This window comes from Streptococcus symci, from assembly GCF_006385165.1.
Lineage (GTDB): Bacteria > Bacillota > Bacilli > Lactobacillales > Streptococcaceae > Streptococcus > Streptococcus symci.
In genome coordinates this window covers 91,844-104,222 of sequence record NZ_VFJA01000003.1, presented here as the reverse complement: position 1 = coordinate 104,222, position 12,379 = coordinate 91,844, and the positions used below count along the sequence as shown (strand labels likewise).

Sequence of the window (12,379 nt, the reverse complement as noted above, 5' to 3'; positions counted from 1 at the left end):
TTCTAGAGGAGTATCGTACAAAAAGTCGGAAGTCCGACTTTTGTGTTTTTCCATAGTATAGATGCTTATTCCAGTTTAGTTTAGCAGGGTGAATGAATCACGAATCTGAGAAAATGTAGCTTCCTCAAGCAAAGATTAAATCACACAGCTTTCACATTGGTTGGCACCGACTTCTCCACCGTCATCTGTAAAGGTACGGACGTAGTAGATAGACTTGATACCCTTGTTAAAGGCATAGTTACGAAGGATAGACAAGTCACGTGTCGTTTGTTTGTTTTCTTTCTTCCATTCGTATAGACCTTTTGGAATGTCACTACGCATGAAGAGGGTGAGTGAAAGTCCTTGGTCCACGTGCTCAGTTGCAGCAGCATAGACATCAATCACCTTACGCATATCCATGTCGTAAGCAGAAGTGTAGTAAGGAATAGTTTCTGTTGACAATCCTGCAGCTGGATAATAGATTTTACCGATTTTCTTTTCTTGACGTTCTTCGATACGTTGTGTAATTGGGTGGATAGAAGCAGAAACATCGTTGATGTAACTGATAGAACCATTTGGCGCTACAGCAAGGCGATTTTGGTGGTAAAGACCATCTGCTTGAACCTTGTCACGAAGTTCAGCCCAATCAGCTGCACTTGGGATAAAGACATCTTTGAAGAGTTCTTTAACACGGTCTAATTTTGGAACAAACTCGCCAGTTATATACTTGTCGAAGTAGCTTCCGTTAGCATAGTCTGATTTTTCAAAGTTATGGAAGGTGATACCACGTTCACGAGCGATATTGTTTGACTCAACCAAAGTCCAGTAGTTCATAAGCATAAAGTAGATGCTTGTAAATTCAACAGACTCAGGCGATCCATATTCAATCAATTGTTGTGCAAGGTAGCTGTGAAGTCCCATGGCACCAAGTCCAAAGGTGTGAGCTTGGCTATTTCCATGGTCGATGGTAGGCACAGCTACGATGTGTGAACTATCTGTAACGAAAGTAAGGGCACGAACCATAGCACGGATAGAACGACCAAAGTCAGGTGAAGTCATCATGTTAACCACGTTGGTTGAACCAAGGTTACATGAAACGTCCGTTCCCATTTGAAGGAATTCTTGAGCATCGTTGATCAAGCTTGGTTCTTGGACTTGAAGAATTTCAGAACACAAGTTACTCATGATAATCTTACCATCAACAGGGTTTGCACGGTTAGCCGTATCAATGTTGACTACATAAGGGTAACCAGACTCTTGTTGCAATTTAGAGATTTCAGTTTCCAAATCACGCGCCTTGATTTTTGTCTTGCGGATATTTGGATTTGCGACTAGTTCATCGTATTTTTCAGTGATATCGATGTAGTTAAATGGCACACCGTATTCAAGCTCTACAGAGTATGGGCTGAAGAGGTACATTTCTTCATTTTTACGAGCTAGTTCGTAGAATTTATCTGGTACTACAACACCAAGCGAAAGGGTCTTAACACGAACTTTTTCATCAGCGTTTTCTTTTTTAGTTGAAAGGAAGGCGATAATATCTGGGTGGAAGACGTTGAGGTAGACAACACCGGCACCTTGACGTTGCCCCAATTGGTTTGAGTAAGAGAAGCTATCTTCGAAAAGCTTCATAACAGGAACGACACCTGAAGCAGCTCCTTCATAGCCTTTGATAGGTGCACCAGCTTCACGAAGGTTGCTGAGGGTAATTCCCACACCACCACCGATACGTGAAAGTTGAAGAGCTGAGTTGATAGAACGTCCGATAGAGTTCATATCATCAGTTACTTGGATTAGGAAGCAAGATACTAACTCCCCACGGCGAGCACGTCCAGCATTCAAGAAGGAAGGAGTAGCAGGTTGGTAGCGTTGGTGGATGATTTCATTGGCAATATCGATTGCAACAGCTTCATTGCCATCAGCGAAATAAAGGGCGTTAAAGAAGACACGGTCTTCCATGCTTTCAAGATAATATTCACCGTCATTAGTCTTTAAGGCATATTGATTGTAAAACTTATAGGCAGCCATGAAAGACTTGAATTGGAAGTTTTGTTCTTTAATAAATTGAGCTAATTCTTCCAAAAATTCTGGACGGTATTTCTTGATAAAGGCTGTTTCGATGTAGTTGTGTTCAATGAGGTAGTTGATTTTATCTTTGATTGAATCAAAAACCATAGTGTTTGGAACTACATTTTCTTTAAAGAAGGCATCCAAGGCTTCCTTATCTTTATGAAGCATGATTTGTCCATTGACAGGACGGTTGATTTCGTTATTGAGACGGAAGTAAGTCACGTCCTCAAGATGTTTTAATCCCATAAAATTTCCCTTATCTAATTACAAAAGAAAGGCTTCTAAGTTAGCCCTAGAAGCAGTTTCTTCTGGATGATGTACTAAGATTATGCTAATTGTTTCAATTTTCCTGGTTGGAAACCTGAAAAGACTTCAGTTGGTGTTTGGATAACAGGAGCTGCGCTGAAACCGAGCTCTTTAACTTGATCGATATACTCAGGTTGCTCATCAAGATTGATTTCACGATAAGCGACATTATTACTGTCCAAGAAACGTTTGGTCATCTTACATTGGACACAGTTGTTTTTAGAATAAACGGTTACCATTGTGTAACTCCTCTTTCAAAATAGATTACTTTCTTAGTATATCAGAAAATAAATTTTTGTCAATGATTTGAAACTAAATATAGTGGTCTATTTTTCTGCTCAAGCTCACAAAACACAATATGTAGTGTTTGTTTTGTGAGATAGTGATAATTATCCTATAAGTTGTTTTTTGAAAAACTATATCCTGTGTTTTGTTATCTAGAATAGAAGATTTTCAGCAAGTTATCTGAAAGGAAATCGAATAAATCCCATAAAATGCTTGAAAAAAATCCTAGAAGATGATATAATACCAAATTGTAAGGGTTATCACATATAACTCAAAAAAGAAAGAACAAAAGGAGAGTCAAACTATGGCTTCTAAAGATTTCCACGTAGTGGCAGAAACAGGTATTCACGCACGTCCAGCAACATTGTTGGTACAAACTGCAAGCAAATTTGCTTCAGATATCACTCTTGAGTACAAAGGTAAGTCAGTTAACCTTAAATCAATCATGGGTGTTATGAGTCTTGGTGTTGGCCAAGGTGCTGACGTAACTATCTCAGCTGAAGGTGCAGATGCAGATGACGCTATCGCTGCAATCTCAGAAACAATGGAAAAAGAAGGATTGGCATAAGGAAAATGACAGAAATGCTTAAAGGAATCGCAGCATCTGATGGTGTTGCAGTTGCAAAAGCATATCTACTCGTTCAACCGGATTTGTCATTCGAGACTGTTTCAGTCGAAGATACAAACGCAGAAGAGGCTCGTTTGGATGTAGCTCTTGAAGCTTCTCAAAACGAGCTTTCTCTTATCCGTGAGAAAGCTGTAGGTACGCTTGGTGAAGAAGCGGCTCAAGTTTTTGACGCTCATTTGATGGTTCTTGCTGACCCAGAATTGATCGGTCAGATTAAAGAAACAATTCGCGCTAAGAAAGTCAATGCTGAAGCAGGTCTTAAAGAAGTGACTGACATGTTCATCACTATCTTTGAAGGAATGGAAGACAATCCATACATGCAAGAACGTGCAGCGGATATCCGCGACGTGACAAAACGTGTATTGGCAAATCTTCTTGGTAAGAAATTGCCAAACCCAGCTTCTATCAATGAAGAAGTAATTGTGATTGCGCATGACTTGACACCATCTGATACAGCTCAATTGGACAAAAACTTTGTAAAAGCTTTTGTAACAAATATCGGTGGACGTACAAGCCACTCAGCTATCATGGCACGTACACTTGAAATTGCAGCTGTATTGGGAACAAATAACATCACTGAAGTAGTGAAAGACGGTGATATCCTTGCTGTTAACGGAATTACTGGTGAAGTGATTATCAACCCAACAGATGAACAAGCGGCAGAATTTAAAGCAGCTGGTGAAGCTTATGCTAAACAAAAAGCTGAATGGGCACTTTTGAAAGATGCTCAAACAGTGACTGCTGATGGTAAACACTTCGAGTTGGCTGCTAACATCGGTACTCCAAAAGACGTTGAAGGTGTTAACAACAACGGTGCTGAAGCTGTTGGACTTTACCGTACAGAGTTCTTGTACATGGATTCTCAAGATTTCCCAACTGAAGATGAGCAGTATGAAGCATACAAGGCTGTTCTTGAGGGAATGAATGGTAAACCAGTGGTTGTTCGTACAATGGATATCGGTGGAGATAAGGAACTTCCTTACTTCGATATGCCACACGAAATGAACCCATTCCTTGGATTCCGTGCCCTTCGTATCTCTATTTCTGAAACTGGAGATGCAATGTTCCGTACACAAATCCGTGCCCTTCTTCGTGCTTCTGTTCATGGTCAATTGCGTATCATGTTCCCAATGGTTGCCCTTTTGAAAGAATTCCGTGCAGCTAAAGCAGTTTATGAAGAAGAAAAAGCAAACCTTCTTGCTGAAGGTGTTGCAGTTGCGGATGACATCCAAGTTGGTATCATGATTGAAATCCCTGCAGCAGCGATGCTTGCAGACCAATTTGCAAAAGAAGTAGACTTCATGTCAATTGGAACAAACGACTTGATCCAATACTCAATGGCAGCAGACCGTATGAACGAGCAAGTTTCATACCTTTACCAACCATATAACCCATCAATCCTTCGCTTGATCAATAACGTTATCAAGGCAGCTCACGCTGAAGGTAAATGGGCTGGTATGTGTGGTGAGATGGCTGGTGACCAAAAAGCTGTTCCACTTCTTGTCGGTATGGGCTTGGATGAGTTCTCTATGTCAGCAACATCAGTCCTTCGTACACGTAGCTTGATGAAGAAATTGGACACTGCTAAGATGGAAGAGTACGCTAACCGTGCCCTTACAGAGTGTTCAACAATGGAAGAAGTTCTTGAACTTCAAAAAGAATACGTTAACTTTGATTAATCGAAAAGTCCTTGCAACTAAGTTGCAAGGTTTTTTTATAGTTTAATAGCAGAAATTTTATTAACTAGTTCATAAAAAGCTTGACAATAAAAAAAATCGGAGTAGAATATTAACTAGTTAAATAACTAGTTAAGGAGTTTTTATGAAGAAACAAAATTTGTTTTTAGTGTTGTTAAGTGTCTTTCTTTTGTGTTTAGCTGCTTGTGGGCAGAAGGAGAGCCAGTCAGGTAAAGGGATGAAAATTGTGACCAGTTTTTATCCTATCTATGCCATGGTCAAGGAAGTATCTGGTGACTTGAATGATGTTCGAATGATTCAGTCAAGTAGCGGAATTCACTCCTTTGAACCTTCAGCAAATGATATCGCAGCCATCTATGATGCAGATGTCTTTGTTTACCATTCGCATACGCTCGAATCTTGGGCAGGAAGTTTAGATCCCAATCTTAAAAAATCCAAAGTTAAGGTTTTAGAGGCTTCAGAAGGAATGACCTTGGACCGAGTCCCTGGTCTAGAAGATGTGGAAGCAGGTGAGGGAGTTGATGAAAAAACGCTCTATGATCCTCATACTTGGCTAGATCCTGAAAAAGCTGGCGAAGAAGCTCAGATTATCGCTGATAAACTTTCAGAGGTGGATAGTGAACACAAAGAAACTTACCAGAAAAATGCGCAAGCCTTTATCAAAAAAGCTCAAGAATTGACTAAGAAATTCCAGCCTAAATTTGAAAAAGCGACTCAGAAAACCTTTGTAACCCAACATACGGCCTTTTCTTATCTAGCGAAGAGATTTGGACTTAATCAACTTGGTATTGCAGGCATCTCTCCAGAACAAGAACCAAGTCCAAGACAACTAACAGAAATTCAGGAATTTGTTAAAACCTATAAGGTTAAAACGATTTTTACAGAAAGTAATGCTTCTTCGAAAGTAGCTGAAACTCTTGTCAAATCAACAGGTGTGGGTCTTAAAACTCTGAATCCTTTAGAGGCAGACCCACAAAATGACAAGACTTATCTAGAAAACCTAGAAGACAATATGAGTATTTTAGCAGAAGAATTGAAATGAGGAGATTATGAAAATCAATAAAAAATATCTAGCTGGGTCAGCAGCTGCACTTGTTTTAAGCGTCTGTGCTTATGAACTAGGTTTGCATCAAGCCCAAACTGTAAAAGAAAATAACCGTGTTTCATACATCGATGGCAACCAACCAAGCCAAAAGGCAGAGACTTTGACACCTGATGAAGTCAGTAAAAAAGAAGGTATAAATGCCGAGCAAATCGTTATCAAGATTACGGATCAAGGTTATGTGACTTCTCATGGAGACCATTATCATTACTATAATGGCAAGGTTCCTTATGATGCTATCATTAGTGAAGAACTGCTGATGAAAGATCCAAATTATCAGTTGAAGGATTCAGACATTGTCAATGAAATTAAGGGTGGTTATGTGATTAAGGTAGACGGGAAATACTATGTTTACCTGAAAGATGCAGCTCATGCGGATAATATTCGAACAAAAGAAGAAATCACTCGTCAGAAGCAGGAACACGGTAGTAATCACGGAGGTGGTTCTAGCGATAAAGCGGTAGTCGCTGCTAGAGCTCAAGGCCGCTATACAACGGATGATGGTTATATCTTTAATGCGTCTGATATCATTGAGGACACGGGTGATGCCTATATCGTTCCTCATGGCAATCATTTCCACTATATTCCTAAGAGTGACTTGTCTGCCAGTGAATTAGCTGCAGCTCGAGCCTTCCTAGCTGGGAAAGGTAATCAACCAAGCTCAGTTGGATATCGTCCTTCAACAAATTCTTCTAGCAGTAGCGCATCAGAGGCATCGAATAATAGTTCATATGGACAAACGAATCAAAGCAATGTTGAGGTAAATACCAGAAGATGGACTCCAAGTGTTAGCCCACAAGTGGATAATAGCTATCAAGCTAGTCCGAGTGAAGACGTATCCAGTCTCTTGAAACAACTTTATGCCTTGCCACTCAGTCAACGACATGTGGAATCAGATGGACTTGTCTTTGATCCGGCGCAGATTACAAGAAAAACTGCGAATGGTGTTGCAGTGCCACACGGAGATCATTATCACTTTATTCCTTATTCTCAAATGTCTGATTTAGAGCAGAAGATTGCGAGAATGATTTCTGAAAATTATCAAGGAAATCATACTACTGCAGGTGGCAAAGAATTAAAACCAATTCCGAATCCAAGTCTTCCAAATTTAATTCCATCTCCTGTTTTGCCAGCTCTTACCTTAAAACCTTTGAAACCTATTGTAAAGCCGGCTCCTACTCCAAATCCTAAAATAGACTCAAATTCTTCTTTGGTTAGCCAGCTGGTACGAAAAGTTGGAGAAGGATATGTATTCGAAGAAAAAGGAATCTCACGCTATGTCTTTGCGAAAGATTTACCATCTGAAACTGTTAAAAATCTGGAAAACAAGTTATCAAAACAAGAGAGTGTGTTACACGCTTTAACTGCTAAAAAAGAAAAGGTTGCTCCTCGTGACCAAGAATTTTATGATAAAGCATATAATCTGTTGGCCGAGGCTCATAAAGCTTTGTCTGAAAATAAGGGTCGTACTTCTGATTTCCAAGCCTTAGACAAATTAGCAGAACGCTTGAATGATGAATCTTCTAATAAAGGAAAATTGGTAGATGATTTATTGGCATTCCTAGCACCAATTACCCATCCTGAGCGACTTGGAAAACCAAATTCTCAAATTGAATATACCGAAAACGAAGTTCGTATTGCTCAATTAGCTGATAAGTATACAACGTCAGATGGTTACATTTTTGACGAACATGATATTATCAGTGATGAAGGGGATGCCTATGTAACAACTCATATGGGTCATAGTCACTGGATTGGAAAAGACAGCCTTTCTGATAAGGAAAAAGCTGCGGCTCAATCTTATACTAAAGAAAAAGGAATTCTACCTCCGTCAGCAGACGCAGATGCTCAAGCAAATCCAACTGGAGATAGTGCAGCGGCTATTTACAATCGTGTGAAAGGGGAGAAACGAATTCCACTCGTTCGACTTCCATACATGGTTGAGCATACAGTAGAAGTTAAAAATGGTAATTTAATCATTCCTCATAAGGATCATTACCATAACATTAAATTTGCTTGGTTTGATGATCATTCATACAAGGCTCCAAATGGTTATACTCTGGAAGACTTATTTGCGACGATTAAGTACTATGTTGAACATCCTGATGAACGTCCACATTCTAATGACGGATGGGGAAATGCCAGCGAGCATGTCTTAGGTAAGAAAGACCACAGTGAAGATCCCAAAAAGAACTTCAAAGCGGATGAAGAACCAGTAGAGGAAACACCTGCTGAGCCAGAAGTTCCTCAAGTAGAGACTGAAAAAGTAGAAGCCAAGATCAAAGAAGCAGAAGCTTTACTTGCTAAAGTAACGGATGCTAGTCTGAAAGCCAATGCGACAGAAACCCTAGCTGGTTTACGAAATAACTTGAACCTGCAAACCATGGATAATAATGGTATCATGGCAGAAGCAGAAAAATTACTTGCGTTGTTAAAAGGTAGTAATCCTTCACCTGTAAATAAGGAAAAAACAAATTAATGAAAAATGGGAGTCTCGATAAAGAGACTTTCATTTTTATTATGTATATACGAAAAATTCTTGACAAGCAGTACTAAAAAGAGTAAACTATTAACTAGTTAATTAACTGGTTTATTATGTTATAGTGAATCAAATAGAGTTAAGAAAAGAGGAAAGAATGAAAATCAATAAAAAATATCTAGCTGGGTCAGCAGCAGCACTTGTTTTAAGTGTCTGTGCTTATGAACTAGGTTTGCATCAAGCTCAAACTGTAAAAGAAAATAATCGTGTTTCATACATTGATGGTAACCAACCAAGCCAAAAGGCAGAGACTTTGACACCTGATGAAGTCAGTAAAAAAGAAGGTATTAATGCCGAGCAAATCGTTATCAAGATTACGTATCAAGGTTATGTGACTTCTCATGGAGACCATTATCATTACTATAATGGCAAGGTTCCTTATGATGCTATCATTAGTGAAGAACTGCTAATGAAAGATCCGAATTATCAGTTAAAAGATTCCGATATTGTCAATGAAATTAAGGGTGGTTATGTCATTAAGGTAGACGGGAAGTATTATGTCTATCTTAAGGATGCAGCGCATGCTGATAATGTTCGCTCAAAAGAAGAAATCACTCGTCAGAAGCAGGAACACGGTAGTAATCACGGAGGAGGTTCTAGCGATAATGCGGTAGTCGCTGCTAGAGCTCAAGGCCGTTATACAACGGATGATGGTTATATCTTTAATGCCTCTGATATCATTGAGGACACGGGTGATGCCTATATCGTTCCTCATGGCAATCATTTCCACTATATTCCTAAGAGTGACTTGTCTGCCAGTGAATTAGCTGCAGCTCGAGCCTTCTTATCTGGTAAAGGTAGTCAAACAAGCTCAGTTGGGTATCGTCCTTCAACAAATTCTTCTAGCAGTAGCGCATCAGAGACATCGAATAGTAGTTCATATGGACAAATGAATCAAAGCAATGTTGAAGCAAATACCAGAAGATGGACTCCAAGTGTTAGACCACAAGTGGATAATAGTTATCAAGCAAATCCAAGTGAAGACGTATCTAGTCTCTTAAAACAACTTTATGCCTTGCCACTCAGTCAACGACACGTGGAATCAGATGGACTTGTCTTTGATCCAGCACAGATTACAAGAAAAACTGCGAATGGTGTTGCAGTGCCTCACGGAGACCATTATCACTTTATCCCTTATTCTCAAATGTCTGATTTAGAACAGAAGATTGCAAGAATGATTTCTGAAAATTATCAAGGAAATCATACTACTGCAGGTGGTAAAGAATTAAAACCAATTCCGACTCCAAGCCTTCCAAATCCAACTCCGACTCCAATCCCTGCTCCAGAGCCTACCCCGATACCAAGTCCACAACCTGTACCAAATCCTCAACCAACTCCAAGCAATCCAATTGATGGAAAATTGGTAAAACAGGTGATTCGAAAGGTGGTTGATGGTTATGTCTTTGAAGAGAATGGAATTTCGCGTTATATTTCTGCCAAGGAACTTTCAGCAGAAACTGTTGCAGCCATTGATGATAAACTTGCTAAACAAGAAAGTTTGTCTCATGAGTTAGGAGCTAAGAAAACCAATCTTGCATCTGGTGATCAAAAATTTTACAACAAAGTTTATGATTTACTAGCAACAGTTCATCAAGATTTGGTTTCCAATAAAGGGCGCCAAGCTGATTTTGACGCTTTGGATAGACTATTGGAACGTCTCAACGATGAGTCAAGTGATAAAGTTAAGTTAGTTGATGATATCCTTGCTTTTCTAGCGCCGATTCGTCATCCAGAACGTTTAGGAAAACCAAATGCACAAATAGCTTACACAGATGATGAGATTCAAGTAGCCAAGTTGGCAGGAAGGTATACAACAGAAGATGGCTATATCTTTGATCCTCGTGATATCACCAGTGATGAGGGGGATGCCTATGTAACTCCGCATATGAGCCACAGTCATTGGATTAAGAAAGAAAGTTTGTCTGAAGCTGAAAGAGCAGCAGGTCAAGCTTATGCTAAAGAGAAAGGTTTGACGCCTCCTTCAACAAATCATCAAAGTTCAGGAAATACTGAGGCTAAGGGAGCAGAAGCGATTTACAATAGAGTAAAAGCAGCTAAGAAGGTACCACTTGACCGTATGCCTTACAATCTCCAACATACTGTGGAAGTTAAAAATGGAAGTTTGATTATACCTCATTATGACCATTACCATAACATCAAATTTGAGTGGTTTGACGAAGGACTTTATGAGGCACCTAAGGGGTATACTTTAGAAGAGCTATTTGAAACTGTGAAGTATTATGTCGAACATCCAAACGAACGTCCGCATTCAGATAGTGGTTGGGGCAATGCGAGCGACCATGTTCAAAGAAACCACAATAGTCAAGCTACTAACAATCAAACAGAGAAACCAACAGAGGAGAAAACTCAGACAGAAAAAATTGAGGAGGAAAAACCTCGCGAAGAAAAACCGAAAAATGAGAAAGCACAATCTCCAAAACCAAAAGAACCAGAGGAATCAGAAGAAGAATCACCATCGGAACCAGAGGAACATCAGGTTGAAACTGAAAAGGTTGAAGAAAAACTGAGAGAGGCGGAAGAGTTACTTAAAAAGATTAAGGATCCAATTCTTAAGTCCAATGCCAACGAAACTCTTACAGGATTAAAAAATAATCTGTTATTTGGTTCTCAGGACAACAATACTATTATGGCAGAAGCTGAAAAGCTATTAGTCTTGTTAAAGGAGAGTAAGTAACTATACAACTATTATAGAAGATAAAAAGGGAGCAGAATATGGATTCTGTTCTCTTTTTTATGAAATTGTGTAAAAATTCTTGACATATTTTCTAAATAAAGATAAACTATTTACTAGTTAATTAAATGGTTAAACACTAGTTAAGGAGTTATAGTGAAAAAGAGGACGATTTTAGTATTGATGATCAGTGTATTGGCTCTGGTATTAGCTGCTTGTGATCAAAAGGAAAGCCAGTCAGGTAAAGGGATGAAAATTGTGACTAGTTTTTATCCTATCTATGCCATGGTCAAGGAAGTATCTGGTGACTTGAATGATGTTCGAATGATTCAGTCAAGTAGCGGAATTCACTCCTTTGAACCTTCAGCAAATGATATCGCAGCCATCTATGATGCAGATGTCTTTGTTTACCATTCTCATACACTTGAATCTTGGGCAGGAAGTCTGGATCCCAATCTAAAAAAATCCAAAGTTAAAGTTTTAGAAGCTTCAGAAGGAATGACATTGGATCGTGTCCCTGGTCTAGAAGATGTGGAAGCAGGTGATGGAGTTGATGAAAAAACGCTTTATGATCCTCACACTTGGCTAGATCCTGAAAAAGCTGGCGAAGAAGCCCAAATTATCGCTGATAAACTTTCAGAGGTTGATAGTGAACACAAAGAAACTTACCAGAAAAATGCGCAAGCCTTTATCAAAAAAGCTCAAGAATTGACTAAGAAATTCCAGCCTAAATTTGAAAAAGCGACTCAGAAAACCTTTGTAACCCAACATACGGCCTTTTCTTATCTAGCGAAGAGATTTGGACTTAATCAACTTGGTATTGCAGGCATCTCTCCAGAACAAGAACCAAGTCCAAGACAACTAACAGAAATTCAGGAATTTGTTAAAACCTATAAGGTTAAAACAATTTTTACAGAAAGTAATGCTTCTTCGAAAGTAGCTGAAACTCTTGTTAAATCAACAGGTGTGGGTCTTAAAACTCTGAATCCTTTAGAGGCAGACCCACAAAATGACAAGACTTATCTAGAAAACCTAGAAGACAATATGAGTGTTCTAGCAGAAGAATTGAAATGAGGAGATT

8 protein-coding genes are annotated in these 12,379 nt (G+C 39.2%); 6 read left to right on the top strand and 2 right to left on the bottom strand.

Annotated elements, in window-relative coordinates; translation table 11 throughout:
• Positions 1 to 135: 135 nt before the first annotated feature.
• Together nrdE and nrdH are read right to left on the bottom strand one after the other, a co-directional pair.
• Positions 136 to 2,295 carry a class 1b ribonucleoside-diphosphate reductase subunit alpha gene (nrdE, locus tag FJN11_RS07140; protein ID WP_049552745.1) on the bottom strand — a complete coding sequence of 720 codons (2,160 nt, stop codon included), beginning with the start codon at positions 2,293 to 2,295 and terminating at the stop codon, positions 136 to 138.
• An 80-nt stretch (positions 2,296 to 2,375) separates the two neighbouring features.
• Positions 2,376 to 2,594 carry a glutaredoxin-like protein NrdH gene (nrdH, locus tag FJN11_RS07135; RefSeq protein WP_000259240.1) on the bottom strand — a complete coding sequence of 73 codons (219 nt, stop codon included), beginning with the start codon at positions 2,592 to 2,594 and terminating at the stop codon, positions 2,376 to 2,378.
• Between the two features lie 350 nt (positions 2,595 to 2,944).
• Here nrdH and FJN11_RS07130 point away from each other — a divergent pair, with 350 nt between their 5' ends.
• The 6 genes from FJN11_RS07130 to adcAII (FJN11_RS07105) all read left to right on the top strand — a co-directional run bounded on the left by FJN11_RS07130 (position 2,945) and on the right by adcAII (FJN11_RS07105) (position 12,372).
• Positions 2,945 to 3,208, top strand: coding sequence for a phosphocarrier protein HPr (locus FJN11_RS07130; RefSeq protein ID WP_000146947.1), 264 nt, complete (start codon positions 2,945 to 2,947; stop codon positions 3,206 to 3,208).
• A 5-nt stretch (positions 3,209 to 3,213) separates the two neighbouring features.
• Positions 3,214 to 4,947, top strand: a complete 1,734-nt coding sequence (ptsP, locus tag FJN11_RS07125) for a phosphoenolpyruvate--protein phosphotransferase (protein WP_004241506.1) — start codon at positions 3,214 to 3,216, stop codon at positions 4,945 to 4,947.
• A 142-nt stretch (positions 4,948 to 5,089) separates the two neighbouring features.
• A complete protein-coding gene (gene adcAII, locus FJN11_RS07120; RefSeq protein ID WP_140224424.1) occupies positions 5,090 to 6,007 on the top strand; it encodes a zinc-binding lipoprotein AdcAII in 918 nt (305 codons plus the stop codon).
• 7 nt (positions 6,008 to 6,014) lie between these two features.
• Positions 6,015 to 8,546: a pneumococcal-type histidine triad protein gene (locus tag FJN11_RS07115; protein WP_140224226.1), complete on the top strand. Its 2,532-nt coding sequence runs from the start codon at positions 6,015 to 6,017 to the stop codon at positions 8,544 to 8,546.
• 157 nt (positions 8,547 to 8,703) lie between these two features.
• Positions 8,704 to 11,301, top strand: a complete 2,598-nt coding sequence (locus tag FJN11_RS07110; RefSeq protein ID WP_140224225.1) for a pneumococcal-type histidine triad protein — start codon at positions 8,704 to 8,706, stop codon at positions 11,299 to 11,301.
• Positions 11,302 to 11,481: 180 nt separating this feature from the next.
• Entirely contained in the window at positions 11,482 to 12,372 is an 891-nt protein-coding gene (gene adcAII, locus FJN11_RS07105; protein WP_425471103.1) for a zinc-binding lipoprotein AdcAII, read from the top strand.
• Positions 12,373 to 12,379: the final 7 nt, after the last annotated feature.